The organism is Methylobacterium currus, from assembly GCF_003058325.1.
Lineage (GTDB): Bacteria > Pseudomonadota > Alphaproteobacteria > Rhizobiales > Beijerinckiaceae > Methylobacterium > Methylobacterium currus.
In genome coordinates, this window is the sequence record NZ_CP028844.1 from 15,560 (window position 1) to 31,762 (window position 16,203).

The following is a 16,203-nucleotide window of genomic DNA, read 5'->3' on the forward strand; positions in this document are numbered from 1 at the left end:
TGACCGCGAGGGCCGCGCGCAGTCGGACCTCCCGCGGTGGTGGCCGGGCCGTCGGTGGGCGAGCTCCAATTGTAGCTAAGCTTCCCAACGCCTTCGTGGAGTCGTTCAACGGCAGGCTCCGGGACGAGTGCTTGAACGAGACCCTGTTCCGCAGCCTCGGCCACGCACGGGCCGTGCTGAGCGCGTGGCGGGACGATTACAACTGCTCATCAGAACGCACATCTCGCTATGTTATTGAGGCGAAGAGGGATTGTTGCGCCGGATGCGGTACCGCGCGGTGTTTGCCGCGGTTCGATGCCTCCTGCGCGAGGGCTTTGGCGCCCGGGCCGTCGAGAGCGGCGCGGCTGAACACCCAAGGTCCGTCGGCGAGCGGATGCATGGCATCGACCTCGCCCCGTTCCGCCGCCAGACGAAGCGTGCGCGCGGCGACGCCGACACGAGCGGCGGCTTGGGTCAGGGTCAGCCAGGGCTCGTCGCCCGCCGCGGCCTCGCGGAACACCGGGATGCGGTATTGCGAGCGCAACGCCGTGACGCGCTCGCGCGTGAAGCGGTTGCCGTGCCCCGTCCTGACGCCGTTGCGGTTGAGCACGCCCGCAATCACGTCGTCACGCGCGATCAGCGCCAGCGCGCGCACGGCCTCCACCACATCGGCAGGCGTACTGGTCCGCTGGCCGCGTCGCCGACGCGGGAGGCGATGCTCGGTGTGAGCACCGCCGATCCAGTGCAGGGTGAGCACGATCTCGGCCCGCGCCTCGTCGAGGTCCGCGACCGCTTCGTGGATCAGGGTGCGCACGATCCGCTTCTTGAGCCGTGCATCCGTCGTCGGCGCTGCCCAGACGCCTTGCAGGTCCGCGGCGAGCGTCTCCAGCGCGACCGGAGGAAGGGCGGGCCGAGGGGCGAGCGCGTCGTGCGCGCCGATGCGCGTCTCGCAGGCGCCGACCCGGGACAGAGCTCGGTTCCAGCGCGCTTCGAGTTCGCCGGTCACCAAACGGTTCTCGGGGTCGGCCGCATCGTACTGCCAGAAGGCCCGGTCGGCCGCGTAGCGCGCCGCCTCCAGGTCTCGCACCATCGCCTCGCGCGCTTCGTCGCGTCGCGTGCTCGCCTGCGCCTCGGCTGCCCGCGCCGCCTCGATCGCGCCCGGCTGCATGACCGCTAGGAGCGCGGCCTCGACCACATCGTCGACGCGCAGACCGCCGAAGGCGATGCAGTTCGGCTCTCCATAGTCGATCCGCCCGCGCACGCAGGCGTAGCGCGGGATCTGTCCCTTGGCTCCAGTGTACTACACGCTGAGCTTGCGCCCGCAGCGCCAGCACCGCAGCAACCCTGCGAGCAGCGCCGCACCGAGCTTGGGCGCGCCGCGGGAACTGGTCGGAACGTTCTCGCTCACCATCGCCCGGATCGCCTCCGCCCGTTCCCACTCCACGTAACCTTCATGCGAGCCCGGCTTCAACGCCAGCCACTCCGAGCGCGGCGTGCGCCTGGCCCGCGCCTTGGCGCCGGCCGCGTCGTAGCTGGCCGTGACGCGGCTGCGGCCGTAGGCGTAGGCGCCGCCATAGGCCGGGTTGGCGATGAACTCGCGAAGCGTCGAGTAGCGGGGGCGGCGCCAGACGACCGGGCCGGCGTTGACACGTGTCGGCAGATCGAGCCCGTGCTCCAGGAACCAGAGCAGGGCCTGGCGCACGCTGCCCAGCTCGGCCACCTTGTCGATGCCGAGGCGGATCGCGGCCTGCACGCGTCGATCGGGATCGATCTCGAGCCGATCCGATGCACATCGCGCTACCTCCCCTTGCCTGAACGGCATCTTTCGGACCTCGATCAATCCGAGCCGTCCGCGCGCCCGCGACACCCGGCAGGGCGGCCGCGCGTCGGTGCATGGCCCTGGGGCTGCCGGGTGAGCGCGGATCGAAGGCCGACCGAGACCGGGCCGGATCGGAGATCCTGGGCCGGTGGATTCACGACCATGCCGCTAGAGCGTACCGGCCCGCATCGCGTTCGGCTATCGCAGCAGCGTCGCGCCGAGCTGCGCCACGCCGCGCAGCACGCTCGGTGCGATGCCGAAGGCCAGCGTCGCCGCCGAGCACAGGCCGAGCGCGAAGGCGTACCCGACGCCGGGCGCCACCCCCTCGGGGCGCTCGGGCTCCCGGAAGTACATCTCGGCGATGACGGCGACATAGTAGGAGAGCGCCACCGCCATGTTGGCGGCCGCGAGCACGGCGAGCCAGGCGAGGTCGCCGTCGATGGCGGCCAACAGCAGGAACACCTTGCCGGCGAAGCCCGCCAGCGGCGGGACGCCGGCCAGCGACAGGAGGGCGAGGGTCAGCGCCGCCGCCGACCACGGCGCGCGCCGACCGAGGCCGCGCACCGTCGCGAGGCCGTCGCTGCCGGACATGCGCTCGACTTGCGCGACCACCGTGAACGCCGCGAGGTTCATCAGGAGATAGGCCACGACATAGTATCCGATGGCCGGCAGCGCCTGGGGGACGCGACCGGCGACCGCGACCGCCATCAGCATATAGCCGGCCTGGGCGATGCTGGAATAGGCCAGCAGCCGCTTCAGGCTTGCTTGGCGGAGCGCCACCAGATTGCCGAAGGTCATCGTCGCGGCCGCCATGAGGGCGAGCACGGAGGGCCAAGCAGCTAGAGCCCCCGGCATCGCCTCCAGCAGAAGGCGGAGGAGACCGGCGAAGGCGGCCGCCTTCGGCACGACCGAGACGAAACCGGAGATCGGGGCCGTGCCGCCCTGGAACACGTCGGGGGCCCAGACGTGGAACGGCACCAGCGTCATCTCGAAGCCGTAGCCGACGACGACCAGGCCAAAGGCCAGCGCGACCCAGGCCCGGTCGGCGCCGGCGAGGCCGGCACCAATGGCGCGCAGGTTCAGGCTGCCGGTGAGGCCGAACAGGAACGTGAGCCCGTAGGCCATCACCGCCAGCGCGGCGGCACCGTAGAGGAAATATTTGAGCGTCGCCTCCTGGGCGGGCCCGTCGCTCCGGACGAGCAGCACGAGCAGGTAGGAGGGGAAGCTCACCATCTGCAAGAACAGGACGATCAGGCCAAGGTCGGTGGCCGCCGCGAGCCCCATGCCCCCGACGGTCGCCATGAGCAGTGCGACCGGATGGTGCGGCTCCTGCTCGCTCGCCCGGAAGTGGGAGGCGAGCGACAGCAAGCTCACCACGGCGCCGGCCTCGATGACGAGTTGGTAGAAGGCCCGGAACGGGTCGACGGCGTAGGTGCCGCAGAAGGCCTCCCGCGGCGTGGCCGTCAGCATCGGCACGGTCAGGCCCATCGCGGCGAGGAGGGCGAGGAGCGCGAGCGCGGCGGGTAGGCGGCGCCACCGGCCGCGGGCCCAGCCGGCGGCCGGGACCAGGGCCAGGGCGGTTCCGGCCAGGACCATCTCGGGCGCGACCGCCCCGAGATCCATGCAGCCGCCCATCGCCACCCCGCCGGTCACGGGAGGTGCGCCAGGGCGGCGGTCGTGCCGTCGAGCAACGCGACCAGGGTAGCGGGCAGGATCCCGACCGCGACCGACAGGGCCGCGAGCGCGGCCGCCGACCAGACCTCGCCCGCAGTCAGGGGTGGCAGGGCCGGTGCATCCGCCGGCGCCCGCCCCATCAGCAGGCCGGTCACCAGCCGGAGGTAGACCGCGGTCGTGACGACGAGCGCGAGGACGGCCAACCCGGCGACCCAGGCGGAGAGCTGCAGGGCGGCGCCGACGGCCTGGAACTCGGCGATAAAGCCGGACAGGCCCGGGAGCCCGAGGGAGCCGAAGGCGAGCAGGCCGAACAGGCCGCTGAAGACCGGCATCGAGCCGATCAGGCCGCCGAAGCGGTCGAGATCCCGCGTGCCCGCGCGGTGCTGAAGCATGCCCACCAGCAGGAACATGCCTCCGGTCAGGAAGCCGTGGCTGACCATCTGGACGGCGGCGCCGTTGAGCGCGAGACGGCGCACTCCCTCGTCCCCGGACAGCGCCGCCACCGCGACGCCGAGCGTGACGAAGCCCATGTGGTTGACCGAGGTGTAGGCGACGAGCCGCTTCATGTCGGACTGCGCCAGCGCCGCCAGGGCCCCGTAGAGGAGCGACACCAGGGCCACGGCGACCAAGACCCACCCGAACCGGGCGACGGTCTCCGGCAGGGCGGGCAGCAGGACGGCGAGCATGCCGTAGCCGCCCATCTTGAGCTGAAGGCCGGCGAGCACGACGCTGCCCTCGGTCGGGGCCTCGACGTGGGCGTCGGGCAGCCAGTTGTGCAGCGGCACGACCGGGAGCTTGACCCCGAACCCGAGGAGGAGCGCCAGGAAGACGAGGCCGCCCGTGAGCGGCGCTCCGTCCAGCGGCCGCGCCTGGACGATGGCCGGCAGCGAGAAGCTGTGTGGCTCCATGGCGAGGTAGAGGGCGAGGAAGCCGAGCAGCATGGCGAGGCTGCCGGCGCGGGTGTAGAGGAAGAACTTGAGCGCCGCGTAACGCCGCCGCTCCCCGCCCCAGATGCCGACGATGAAGTACATCGGCACCAGGCCGACCTCGAAGAACAGGTAGAACAGCAGCAGGTCCTGGGCCGCGAACAGGCCGATCAACCCGGTCGCGAGCAGGAGGAAGAGGAAGGCGTGGGCGTGCGCCCGGTCGTGCTCTGGGAACACGTAAGCCATCACCACGGTGAGCAGGACCGCGGTGAGCAGGATCAGCGCCAGGGAGAGGCCGCCGACGCCGACGTCGTAGCTCGCCCCGACCGAGGGGATCCACGGGAGCGTCAGCCGCCACTGCAGGCCGCCGACGGCCGGGTCGAAGCCGGCCCAGAGGATGACGGCGGCGGCCAGCGTCAGCGCAGCCCCCGCCAGCGCGGCCCGGCGGACGAGGTCCGGCCGGCCGCGCGGCAGCGCCAGCACGGCGAGTCCGGTAAGGAGCGGCAGGAAGATGGTCACCGTCAGCATCGGGTCGGTTCCCTCAGGGCCAGAGCATGAGCGCGCCGGTGGCGAGCGCCGCCGCGGTCCAGGCGAACAGGCCGAGCGTGTAGAGATAGAGGCGGCCGGCCTGCAGGGCGCGGAGCCGCTCGCCGCCGCTGGCGAGCCCGGCGGCGAGACGGTCGCCGCCGCGCCCGAAGCCTCGCGACTCGACGCGCCCCGTCGTCCGGGCGGCGCGCCGAGCCCCCTCGGCGATGCCGCGAGCGCCCGCGTCGAGCGCGCCTTCGACCGTCGGGATCGTCCGGGCGAGTCGCATGGTCCAGCGTGCCGGGGCCTCGGTGGCCGCTGCCAGCCCGGCAGCCAGCCGTGTCGGGAATGTGCCGAGCGCGGGCGCTCCGCCCCATCCCCGGGCCGCACCGATGCCGAGGCCGAGGATCCCGGCGGCGATGCCGAGATTTCGCCATCCCGCCTCCGCTTCAGGCCCGGCGGCGAAGGGCAGAACGGCACCGAGCTGGCCGGCCAGCAGCCAGCCGAGACCCGCGGCGGCCAGCGCCAGCCCGCCCATGCCAGCGCCCATCGCCCAGCCGCTTGTGCCGGCGGCGGCAGGGGCGCGGCCCCTGCCCTGGCCGAGGAAGGTCGCGGCCCCCGCGCGGCCGATGTAGGCGCCCCCGAGGAAGACGAGCAACACGACCAGGGTCCCCGTCCCCGGCCCGTGCCGCGACGCGACGGCGAGGACCGCGTCCTCGCTCCAGTACCCTGACAGGGGCGGCACACCGGCCAGCGCCAGAGCCGCGACGAGGAAAGCGGCCCCGGTCAGGGGCAAAGGGCGGACGAGGCCGCCGAGCCGGTCGAGGGCTCGCGAGCCCATCCGCTCCTGCACGACGCCGGCGGCGAGGAACAGGGTCGACTTGAAGGCCGCGTGCGCCGCGAGGTGGAGCGTAGCCGCGCGCGGCCCGCCCAGGCCGAGCGCCACCATCATCTCGCCGAGCTGTGAGCAGGTGGACCAGGCGAGCACCCGCTTCAGGTCCGTCTCGGCGGTGGCGATGAGGCCGGCGGCCAGGGCCGTGACGGCCCCGATCCAGAACAGCGCGTCGAGCGCGAAGGGCGCCGCCGCGAAGACCGGGTACAGGCGCAGCACGAGGAACACGCCGGCGGCGACCATCGTGGCGGAGTGCAGCAGGGCCGAGACAGGGGTCGGCCCGACCATCGCGTCGGGCAACCAGGCGGAGAGCGGCAACTGAGCGCTCTTGCCGATGGCCCCAGCGAGCATGAGGAGCGCGATCAGGGTGGACGCGCCGGGGGCGATCCCACCGCCCTCGATGGTGCCGACGAGGGCCTCGATGTCGCTGCTCCCGACGAGGCCGAGCGCCAGGAGCCAGCCGAGCAGGAGGCCGACGTCGCCGGTCCGGGTCATCAGGAACGCCTTGGCGGCGGCACCCGCTGCACCGGGCGCGGCATGGTCGAAGCCGATCAGGAGGAACGAAGCCAACCCGACCAGCTCCCAGGCCGCGAACAGGAGCGCGAGGGAGCTCGACAGCACGAGGGTCAGCATGGCGCCGACGAACAGGCCCATCTCGGCGAAGAAGCGTGGCCGATCATCCCTCCCGGCCATGTACCCGAGGCTGTAGAGGCCGACGCACAGCGCGACACCGGCGACGGTCATCGCGACGAACCACGTGAGCGGCGTCGCCGCGAGACCGACGGTGAGCCGATAGCTGCCGCTCTCGAACCAGGTCGCCGACAAGGCGGCACCGGGCGGCATCAACGCGAGGCCAGCCATGGACAGGGTGACGGCGCCGACCACGAGTTCGCCCCCGCCCCAGGGCAGGCGCCGGCCGAGCCCGAGGGCGGCGAGGGCCGCGAGCAGCGGCAGGACGGGGACGGCGAGAAGCGGGATCATCGCTTGAGGTCGGCGTAGGCGTCGACCTCGGCCGTCCGCCGCTGCCGATAGAGCAGTAGGACGAGGGCGAGCCCGATGGCCATCTCGACGGCGCCGACCGTGACGACCAAGATGGCGAAGATCTGCGCGGCGTAGTCGCCCGGTGCGGTGAAGCGCCAGAACGCGACGACGTTCAGGCCGATGGCGTTGAGGAGCACCTCGACACCCATCAGGATCATGACCGCCGAACGCTGGGCGACCACGGTGTAGAGGCCGATGGCGAACAGGAGCGCGCCGACGACGAGGTAGGCGGTCAGCGGTACGGTCATCCCGCATCTCCCCCGTGCTGGTGGTGGGTGTCGTGCCCGCTCGCGTGGCCGGCTGTCCGGTCCGCTCCTGCCTGCGGCGCGAGACGGTCGCCCCGGATCGGTTCCGGCTTGGCGTCGACCGCGACCCGGGCGCCGCGCGAGGCGTCGTCCGGGTAGGCCGAGGGCCGGGCGAGCAGCACCGCGCCGAAGACGCCGATCAGGATCAGGAACCCGGCGCCCTCGAAGGCGACCATGTACTTGTCCATGAGGAGATGTCCGACCCGGCGCGCCGAGTCCGGGTCCGGTAGGGCGTCGGACACCGACCAGGCCGGACGCAGGACTAGCATGCCCACGAGCACGATCCCGACCCCGAGGGCGAGCCAGGCCGCGAGCGGGCGCACGGGCGTCACCATCGACATGTCCATCTCACCCATGTCCATGCCGCCGTGGCCGCCTCCATGCTCGTGCTCGTGAGAGGCGTGCCCGTGCTGACGGGCCGCGTGCTCGCCATGTCCGCCATGGGCCTCGTGCGGCATGGCGTTCGCCGCGCCGTCGTGCGCGGGGGCCTGCTCGCCGTGCGCCTCGCCGCCCTGCCGGGGCTCGTCCGGCTCGGCGTGGCCCCCGTGACCCGTGGCGGTGGCCTGGTCGCCGGCTTCGCCCTGTCGGTGGCCGTCCTGTCCGGCCTCCGAGGGCTGGCGCGGGACGAGCCCCAAGCTGGACCAGCGTTCCAGCGGGGCCATGTCCATGCCGGCCATCATCGCCCCGCCGGGGTCGTGCATGACCAGCACCATGAACAGGATCATGACCAGAAATCCGCCGATGTACATCATGACCTGAAGCAGCCCGATCAGGTCGGCGGACAAGAGGATGAACAGACCGGCGACGCCGATGAACGAGGCCATCAGGAAGATGCCCGAGCGGAACATGCTCATGGTCGTGGTCATGCCGAGCGCGCCCGCGACGGCGATAGAGGCGCACACCCCGAAGGCGGTCAGCTCGAAGGCCGCGGTCATGCCCGCGGTCCCACGCCGAGGAGGATCAGCCCGCCGACGAGGAGCACGTTGACGAGACCCGCCGGGATCAGGACCTTCCAGGACAGCGCCAGCATCCCGGCCGTCGAGAGCGGCCGGACACAGCGCCCGAGCCCCAGCATCAGCGCCATCAGGGCGTAGGTCTTCGCCAGCATCCAGGCCCAGCCCGGCAGCCATGACCCCGAGGGGCCGCCGAGGTAGAGCACCGCTCCGATCGCCGCGACGACGAAGAGCACCCCGGCGAGCGCGACCCGCCACAGGAGGGCGGACCAACCGCCGGTCACGCCGAGCACGCCACCGCCGATGGAGTCCGCGAACGGCTCCAGGAACGGGGCGCGGTAGGACTGCATCAGCCCTGTGACGAGGTAGAGCAGGAAGCCTAGGGGTTGCAGGACGACGAACCACAGGTCCCGCTGCGCCTCGACAACCGTGACGGTCGATAGCGAACGGGCCATCATGACCACGCCGACATAGGCCAGCCCGAGCGGAACGACGTAGGCGACGAGTTGGGCGACGATGCGATAGAAGGCCTCCACGCTGTCAGGCGTGTTCGCGCCCCAGCCGGCGAGCGCCAGGCCGAGCACGACGAAATCGACGACCACGATGACGTAGAACAGGCCGATGCCGAGATCCCGGCCGATCAGCCCGGGCCCGAACGGCACGACCACCGTGGCGAGCGCGACCCCGGCGAGCGCCACAACCGGGCCGGCCGGCAGCAGCCACCGGTCGGCGTTGGGCAGGTCGAGGCCGCCGCGGAGCTCGGCGCCGCGCGTCGGGCCGGCGTCCCAGCCCGAACGGGCGAAGAGGCGCTCGACGGCCCAGGTCAGGCCGGCGCCGAGGAGCAGGGCGGTCACGACGGCAGCGGCGCTGGCGATCACTCCCACCGCAGGCCACCCATGCCCCAGGCATAGGCTATGCCCGCCGAGAGGAGCGCGATGAAGACCAGCATGTCGAGGAAGGCGCTCACGCCGACATCGGCGAAGACGACCGCCCACGGGTACATGAAGATCATCTCCATATCGAAGGCGAGGAAGATCAGAGCGTAGACCGCGTAGCCGAAGCGGAGCTGCGCCCAGGCCGGGGGAGCGCCGATGGCTCGTCTGGGTGTCCGCGCGAAGGCTGCGAGGGCCAGCAAGGCGAGACCGGCTGCCATGAGCAGCACGAGCGCCACGAACCCGTAATCGCCTGCAATTGGTGACGGTGCCTGCACGCCACACCTCACTCGGTTTCCTTGTTCGCTCGCCCGGCATGATGTGACCTCGATCGCCCATGTAGCAGCACGCCGAGTGTGAATGACGAAACGCCGGTGTCACCGTCCAACTCGTGCCGTTGGCGAACGAACCTCTTGCGTCAATCCTTCTTGAGCACCCCTCACGCGATCCTTGACCGGCTTCGCCGGATCCGAGAGCATTGCTGCCGCCACCGAAAAGGGTCTTTGCCTGAGGCTGTGGATCTATCCTGATTGATCAGGCAGTCATCTTTAGGCAACTCTCGGCACATTGGCGGCACGCATCCACACAATCCTGCATACCGCTGACGTGTTCGCAGCTTCTGGAACAATCTTCACAGATCTCGGCGCATTCACGGCAGACGTGCTTGTGATGCTCCGAGTCGATAAGCATAAAATGCGCGCTGGTTCGGCAAATCTCAGCGCACGACAGCATGATTTTGAAGTGCTTCGGCTCCACATGTTCGCCGCCTGCTTCGAGGCAGTGGTTCATCGCCATACCAAGGCAGGTCTGGTAACAGCGCAGTCACGCGTCGATGCAGGTCTGCATCTCGGAAGGGATGTTTTGCATGGGAGAATCCTTGTTCCTGTGAAATCGCCGGGGCCTGACCCGTGGTCGGCCAAGGCTATCCCTTTCCCTAAGTACGGGGTGGGCGTATGGTTCCGAGGCCTAGGAGCCTAACGGCTCGGCCATGGACGGAGTCGTTTGAGCCGGTGACAATCAAAAACGCGTCGCCGGTCTCTATTGGCGAGGATCACCGGCATCAAATTCCGCGGCTGCGCCGTATCGAGGGGCAGATCCGCGGGTTGCAGAAAATGATCGAGACAGAGAATAATTGCATCGATGTTGTCTATCAGATCGACGCGGCGATAGGGGCGCTCCGCAGAGTCCAATCAGATATAATTCGGGTCCATTTGGAGGCATTGACCCAGAGAATTACGGCGCAAGAAATTACGGAGACCGAGCGCTTGGCCTGCGTCGATGAAATCGCAACTCTGATGATACGGGTTGTTTGAATTTATTCTTCGATTGTACGATGCACCCGTTTCGCGAGGTCAAAATTCTGATGCTCTCCACAATGGAAATTTGATGTGACTGACCCGCCACAGTAATTACCCAGGGGGTGAGCTCGGTCACTGCGCGAGGCTGTCGAGGCGCCGATGCGGGGTGCTCGCGGGGCCTCTTGCCTGGAGCTGATTTCGCTGATTCCCTCGTGAGATGAGCCGCAGCGATCTTGAGCGTTTGAGCAAGCAGGAGCTGATCGAGCTGGTGCTGCGGCTGCAGCGGCCAGACAAGACCTCGCGCACCTCGTCCAAACCGCCCTCGACCGATCGCAAGGAGCGACGCGAGCAGGCCAAGCCCGGCGGCGCCAAGCCGGGCCACGAGGGGCACAGCCGCACGCTCAGCTCCGATCCTGACGAGATCGTCGCCCACCGCCCGGGTCAGTGCCCCTGCTGCGGCGGCGCCCTGGCGGCGGATCTGCCGGCCGAGATCGTCAGCGTGTGCGAGCAGATCGAGCTGCCCGCGGTGACGCCGCTCATCACCCAGCATCAGCGGCTCGCGGTGCGTTGCCCGTCGTGTGGCACCCGCGTCGTTGCCCCGGTGCCGCGGGAGGCGTGCGGCACGCCGTTCGGACCGCGGCTGCACGCGGTGGCGACCTACCTGAAGACCTTCCAGGCCCTCTCCTACGAGCGGCTGCAAGCTGCGCTGGCGGACCTGTTCGGGCTCACCCTCAGCCAGGGCGGGCTGATGAACCTGCTTCGTCGAGCCCAGAAGCAGTTCCATGCCGGTCGCGAAGCCCCGGTGTCGGCGCTGCGCCGGGCCGCAGTGGTCGCCTCGGATGAGACCGGCGTCCGGATCGAGGGCAGCAATTCGTACCATTGGGTGTTCTGCTCGGACGAGGCGGTGGTGCATCACGCCGCCCCGACGCGGGCCGCCGCGGTGGTGCACGCGATGATGGACGGGCACCGGCCCGCGGTATGGCTGTCGGACCGCTACACCGCCCAACAGGGCCACGGCGAACGTCACCAGACCTGCCTGGCGCATCTGGCGCGCGACGTCGCCTATGCGGTGGAGGTCAGCGACGATCCCGTGCCGCTGCGCCTGCAGCTGTGGCTCGGGTCCGTGTTCAGCCTGGCCGAGCGCGTCAGCGACTTGGCCGCCTCGACGCTCTCGGCCAAGCGCCGGGCGCTGGAGCGGCAGCTGTCCGACATCCTGTCCGCCCCGAGCCGGTGCGATCTGACCCGCGCGCTGCAAGCCAAGATCGGGCGGGCCCGCGATCAGCTCCTGGTCTTCCTCGACCATCCCGGCCGCGTGGCGGTCACGAACAACGGGTGTGAGCGCGCGCTTCGCCCGGCGGTGATGCAGCGGAAGGTGACGAACGGCTACCGGGCCATGTGGGCGGCCTCAGGCGAGGCGGATGTGCGCACGGTCGTCGACACCGCTCGCCTCTCGGGCGCCGACACCTTCGACATCATCCTCAAGACCATCCGCGCCTGATCGCTTCCAGCATTCACCTCATCGACAAGGTCAGGCGGCTCGTGCACCGCACCGAACCCCGTGGGTAATTACCCGAAAGCGGGGGAGGATCAAAAGAGGGCCTGATGCGGGTGACTTCCGCGAAGAGCCCGGTGCGGGAAAGCTGCACGCTCGGATCTGTGAGGGCAAAGCCGAATGGCCGAGCTACTCGACCACAAACCGCAGCTTGCCCCGTGTCCGGTCTGACGGGGGCAACTCCAACATGATCGACGGTGAGACTCCGGCCGACCGTCAGAAGTCCGTATGGAGGCGGACTGCGAAAAAGTGTGCTGGGCCACGGTCGCGGTTGTAGGCCGGGTTCGCCACGAACTGGTAATCGGCGGAGACCGTCACGGCCTTCGTGAGGCTGAGCGCATAATAGGCTTCAGTCGCCCGCTCCGCGCGATAGCTCAGACGACCGTCGCCGATTACAAGGCCGAGGCCGCCGTTGGCGAAGAAATCCCGGTGGGAGCGGGATAGCGTGTTGATGGCAGCGCCAATGCCGACCGTGTCGTCGGGCCGACCCCAGGCGCCGCCCTTCAGTGAGACACCGCCCGAGACACTGCGGTCGATGTCCGCGAAGGAGAGGCTCTCGTTGCGTCCGTCATTCAGACTGGCACGCGCGAACACGCCGACCTGCGACGCCACTGCCTGTTCGAGGTTGAGGTAGAGACCGCTCTTGCGTCGGTCTCGCCGGCTGGCTGTGGCCGCATCGTTGATGTCGGCGAAGAGTCCGGCCTGTGCGAGATCGACCACCTCGCGATAATTCGCCGTGCGTGCGACGTTCGTGAACAGGCCGAGGCGGATCTTTCCGGGCTGATCAAGCCCCGGCAGAACGTGGCGCTCCTCGAACTCGACCGTGGCGCCCCCCTTCTGGGCAATGCGAGGATCGAGAACGTTGCTGCTCGGTTCCTTCGGCACCTGCGTGTAGGCTGCCCGGATCGCGAACTCCTTGCGGGTGTACTCGACCATCACACCTTGCGTGAAACCGGGCAGGTTCGCGGGGAAATCATAGGCCCCGGATGCCCAGAGGGACCAGTTCAGGAAATCGACGCGGGGGTCGTGCGCGTAGGCGTTGCCGTCGAAGAAGTCGCCGAGCGCGAACTTGCCGGCCACCACGGTGACCCGCTCGATGTCGCGGCGCGTCGCGACCTGGTTTGGGCCGTCCGGCACATCCTCGGTCTCGCCGCCCAGGCCGAAGGTTTGGCGGACGAAGTAACGTTGCGAGCGCAGCTTCGGGAAGGGCGCGCCGGCCTTCTGTGCCTCACCGTTGACGAAGCCAGCGACGCCGAGCGTCCGGCTCAGACCGAAACCCTGGTCGAATTCGGGGTTGTAGTAGAGTTCCGTGTTGTCCGTTAGCTTAAGGCCGAGGAAGGCGGTCGCCGTCAGCGTCGCGCGTGCTTGGCGCGGCACGAGGCTCTGCGGTCCGAGATAGGGCGAGCGGAAGCCGGATACGCCTTGGTCCACGAAGGTCGTTTGGCCGTGCAGCGAGACACGGTCGCTAATTGCCGTGTCGGGATCGTGGGGGGCTACCTCGCCGGGCTCGGGCGGCAAGACGAGACCACCCGGATACCAGGACAGGCGCGCGAGGACTTGGTTAGAGGTAAAGGAGGCCCGCGCGGAGAAGGGGCCACCGGTGACGCCTGGAATGGTCCCGAGATCGAGCCGTCCGCTCCGGCCGAGGTCGAGGTAGCGGTATTCCAGTCCCAGCGCGAACTTCTCGGTAATGGCATACTCGATGCCGGCACCGAGCGAGAGCCCGAGGAAGGCGCGGCCCCGCCGAAGGGCCGGGGCTGACTCAGTCTCTGGATCGGGGGAGTTAGTGTGGAACCGGACCTGCGCGCCCGCAAGGCCGAAGGTGGCATAGACGAGATAGTGCTCGAACGCGTAGCCGATGCGGGCCCGGGCTGTCCCGAAAACGTCGGCCTTGGCCCGGATCAGAGGAAAGGCGGGATCCAGCCCCTCGAAGCCGAACCCAGGCGTGGTCGAGGACACGGGCCGCTTCAGGTTCGAGGCGTCAACGTCGGCTTCAAGGCCATATACGAACGGACCGGTCTGCCAGGCATACCCGCCGAACAGGCCGCCGAGCGCGGTGATCGCATTGCGCCCGGCATCGTTGCGGCCCGTGGCATCCCCGGTGCGGAATTCCGGCACCGAACGGCGGCTGATCATACCGGAACCGAAGCCGAAGCCGCCGAAGGCGTCACCGGCACTGCCCTGCCATCCGGCATAACCGCCTGCCCACGTACCGAAGGAGGGCAGGTGCGTCGCGTCGTGTGGCGTCGGCGGGGCGAAATCGGCCCCCTGGGCGCCGGTGGACAGGCCGGCGAGCAACGTCGCAACCCCTGCACCCGGGCCGAGGCGTCCTGTGGCCCGTCTCCACCGACTCATCGTGCCATCTCCACATGCATGAACTGAAGCTGCACCAGCGTTGCGGTGACCATGACACGATGCGGCATCCGCCCAAACTTGGCCGTTCCGCTAACCATAGACGAGCGGCTTCGTGCAAGCCCACCGCTGGGTTCGTGTTGAGCTGACGAAAGGCCGATGAGATAGCCACGCATACCACCAAGGTAGGCACCGCCCTCACGTCCCTTGCCACGCTTATGGAGCGGGTAGGAGAGAGGCCGAACTTGCAGAATTCAGGCGGCACAGCGTGTGGGTTGCTCGCAGCGATGGCAGGCATGCCGCTCTTCCTATCGGCCGTGATCACGACTGCAAACCCGCGTGCGGGCGAGATGGGGCGGCATTCGGAACACATCGTGGGGTCGTGCGCGCGATCGTTCCCCGAATGCGGCGGGTTCGATTGGGGGCATCACCGCCGAAACAGGCGGCGATCTCCGAGCGCGCCTGTTTATCGACGGCCGATGACGGTTTGATGCCACGCGCGAGCTTCTCGGCTGCGCAGCACGGCTGGCGCGGTGTGAACGGTACGGGCTCCAACCCCCGGCCTCGAAGCCTGCGGTGGAGGGCATGCGTGGCGTCCATGTCGTCCCGTTCGAGATGATCCAGGCGGGACAGGTTTGCGGGGAAGCGGCTTGCTCGCGAGACGAGGAGGTGCCCGCAGGTCGTCCGCTGACGAAGCCCGCTGCGATGCACCGCTCATGAAGCTCCGGGCTCGGGCCGCATCGTCATGCCCGGCGGCCAAGGTGGCGATGTTCGATCAGGGCCGCATATGGCGTTGCGCCGAGCCTTGATAATCTCGGCGGTTTAAGGATCGGCCGCCATCGTAGGCCCGGTGCAGATGACTGCGACCTGCTTCACGGGGTCTGCCCAAGGATCAGGTCCGACGCGTGTCGAGAGGCCGGGTGGCCTGTGGCCGCTTGGTGGGCGATCGAGCACGCCTCGTAGTGGTCGCCCCTAGCGAGCATAGTCAAGCGCCGCTCACCAGGAACGGCCTTCCTGATGGCCAGAAGTGCGCGTCCGGACAGCCACGACACGGTCTCGGCACCCGGCTCGGTTTGCGGCTGACCATACCGCCGCACGCCCTCCCGGTATATGGCCTCGTAGCGCGACGGCAGTTCGGCTTCCGAAAGTGGACGGCTGAGCCAGATGACCTGCTGCAGGCCCTCATCCCGGCAGACTTCGAGGATGACCTCGTCCGTATCAATGCCCGCGGCCAGCGGGCGGTCGTGGAAGTAGGTCAGGGCGGTGATATTCGCCTCGCGGTCGACCATCGAAGGCCGGGGGACGGTCTCGACCGGTCCCCAGGACAGGCCAAACGGGGCTTCCTGAGCATGGGCTCCGTGCAGGCAGCCGAGCCAAAGCAGTGCTGACAGGGCGCGGCGTCTCATCGTCGTCTCTCCCTACGTTGATACGCGACGTCCCTGCACGTCGTCGCTGGCGCGCGACTGAACTATGGATTGCGATCTCGAGCGCCGCTTCCGGACCGAGCACGAGACCCCCGCGGGAATACCCAGAGATCATCGATGTTGGACTCGCGCACGACCGCGCGCAACCATTCCTTGCAGCGCTGGTTCTCTCGTCGCTATCCCCTGTAGAAGTCAGGATTTGATCTGTCGGACAATGTCAGGTTGAGGCGCGATCAAGGGAAGAGTAGTGCCCCTGCAGCAAGCCATTTTCGGCCTGAAAACCTCTGGCTTGGTTCGGTCAGGCGGTCAGGCCCCGAAGCCGCGAAGCGGTGCGCCGCAGGCGCAGGGCTTGACGGCGTGACCGCACGCCAAGCCATTCTCGGTCGGGCTGAAGGGAAGGGAAGCTGACACTGTCTGTCTAATCAAGTTCAGGATTTTACACCCCCGCCTCGATACGCCGCCTTCACGCCGCCTTCACGCCGCTCGCATCACCCAATCTCCCGCATAGCTCCTAGGGGCCGTCCACACCAT

14 protein-coding genes and 1 pseudogene are annotated in these 16,203 nt (G+C 69.0%); 3 read left to right on the top strand and 12 right to left on the bottom strand.

Annotation, left to right across the window (positions count from 1 at the left end):
- Positions 1 to 80: 80 nt before the first annotated feature.
- Positions 81 to 203 (top strand): annotated as a pseudogene (locus DA075_RS30195) (integrase core domain-containing protein); the annotation flags it as partial.
- Positions 204 to 226: 23 nt separating this feature from the next.
- On the opposite strand, the gene DA075_RS37865 reads toward DA075_RS30195, so the two are convergent.
- The 10 genes from DA075_RS37865 to DA075_RS37875 form a co-directional block, all read right to left on the bottom strand.
- Positions 227 to 1,240 carry a hypothetical protein gene (locus tag DA075_RS37865; RefSeq protein WP_244936680.1) on the bottom strand — a complete coding sequence of 338 codons (1,014 nt, stop codon included), beginning with the start codon at positions 1,238 to 1,240 and terminating at the stop codon, positions 227 to 229.
- Positions 1,241 to 1,279: 39 nt separating this feature from the next.
- Positions 1,280 to 1,732 carry a recombinase family protein gene (locus DA075_RS37870; RefSeq protein WP_244537696.1) on the bottom strand — a complete coding sequence of 151 codons (453 nt, stop codon included), beginning with the start codon at positions 1,730 to 1,732 and terminating at the stop codon, positions 1,280 to 1,282.
- 264 nt (positions 1,733 to 1,996) lie between these two features.
- Positions 1,997 to 3,451: an NADH-quinone oxidoreductase subunit N gene (locus DA075_RS30205; RefSeq protein WP_091891771.1), complete on the bottom strand. Its 1,455-nt coding sequence runs from the start codon at positions 3,449 to 3,451 to the stop codon at positions 1,997 to 1,999.
- Positions 3,448 to 4,926, bottom strand: a complete 1,479-nt coding sequence (locus tag DA075_RS30210; RefSeq protein WP_091891768.1) for a complex I subunit 4 family protein — start codon at positions 4,924 to 4,926, stop codon at positions 3,448 to 3,450. The genes DA075_RS30205 and DA075_RS30210 overlap by 4 nt, the downstream gene beginning before the upstream one ends.
- A 13-nt stretch (positions 4,927 to 4,939) precedes the next feature.
- Positions 4,940 to 6,796, bottom strand: a complete 1,857-nt coding sequence (locus DA075_RS30215; RefSeq protein ID WP_091891765.1) for an NADH-quinone oxidoreductase subunit 5 family protein — start codon at positions 6,794 to 6,796, stop codon at positions 4,940 to 4,942.
- On the bottom strand, positions 6,793 to 7,104 hold the full coding sequence (gene nuoK, locus DA075_RS30220; RefSeq protein ID WP_091891762.1) for an NADH-quinone oxidoreductase subunit NuoK: 312 nt from the start codon (positions 7,102 to 7,104) through the stop codon (positions 6,793 to 6,795). The genes DA075_RS30215 and nuoK overlap by 4 nt, the downstream gene beginning before the upstream one ends.
- Entirely contained in the window at positions 7,101 to 8,096 is a 996-nt protein-coding gene (locus DA075_RS30225) for an NADH-quinone oxidoreductase subunit J family protein (protein ID WP_091891760.1), read from the bottom strand. Before DA075_RS30225 ends, nuoK begins: the two co-directional genes overlap by 4 nt.
- The gene (locus DA075_RS30230; protein WP_091891757.1) at positions 8,093 to 8,998 is read right to left on the bottom strand and encodes an NADH-quinone oxidoreductase subunit H; all 906 of its coding nucleotides are present in this window, start codon (positions 8,996 to 8,998) and stop codon (positions 8,093 to 8,095) included. Before DA075_RS30230 ends, DA075_RS30225 begins: the two co-directional genes overlap by 4 nt.
- Complete coding sequence (locus DA075_RS30235) at positions 8,989 to 9,324, bottom strand: NADH-quinone oxidoreductase subunit A (protein WP_244537695.1); 336 nt, start codon at positions 9,322 to 9,324, stop codon at positions 8,989 to 8,991. Before DA075_RS30235 ends, DA075_RS30230 begins: the two co-directional genes overlap by 10 nt.
- A 256-nt stretch (positions 9,325 to 9,580) precedes the next feature.
- The gene (locus DA075_RS37875; RefSeq protein WP_476703421.1) at positions 9,581 to 9,868 is read right to left on the bottom strand and encodes a four-helix bundle copper-binding protein; all 288 of its coding nucleotides are present in this window, start codon (positions 9,866 to 9,868) and stop codon (positions 9,581 to 9,583) included.
- 188 nt (positions 9,869 to 10,056) lie between these two features.
- Between DA075_RS37875 and DA075_RS30245 the strand changes: the two genes are divergently transcribed.
- Complete coding sequence (locus DA075_RS30245) at positions 10,057 to 10,359, top strand: metal-sensitive transcriptional regulator (protein ID WP_244537693.1); 303 nt, start codon at positions 10,057 to 10,059, stop codon at positions 10,357 to 10,359.
- A gap of 202 nt (positions 10,360 to 10,561) precedes the next feature.
- Positions 10,562 to 11,842 (top strand): IS66 family transposase, encoded by a 1,281-nt coding sequence (gene tnpC / locus DA075_RS30250; RefSeq protein ID WP_099956900.1) that lies wholly within the window; start codon positions 10,562 to 10,564, stop codon positions 11,840 to 11,842.
- Between the two features lie 270 nt (positions 11,843 to 12,112).
- Here tnpC and DA075_RS30255 read toward each other — a convergent pair whose 3' ends face one another.
- The gene (locus tag DA075_RS30255) at positions 12,113 to 14,251 is read right to left on the bottom strand and encodes a carbohydrate porin (RefSeq protein ID WP_091890532.1); all 2,139 of its coding nucleotides are present in this window, start codon (positions 14,249 to 14,251) and stop codon (positions 12,113 to 12,115) included.
- Between the two features lie 869 nt (positions 14,252 to 15,120).
- Positions 15,121 to 15,654, bottom strand: coding sequence for a threonyl-trna synthetase (locus DA075_RS30260; RefSeq protein ID WP_091890535.1), 534 nt, complete (start codon positions 15,652 to 15,654; stop codon positions 15,121 to 15,123).
- Positions 15,655 to 16,203: the final 549 nt, after the last annotated feature.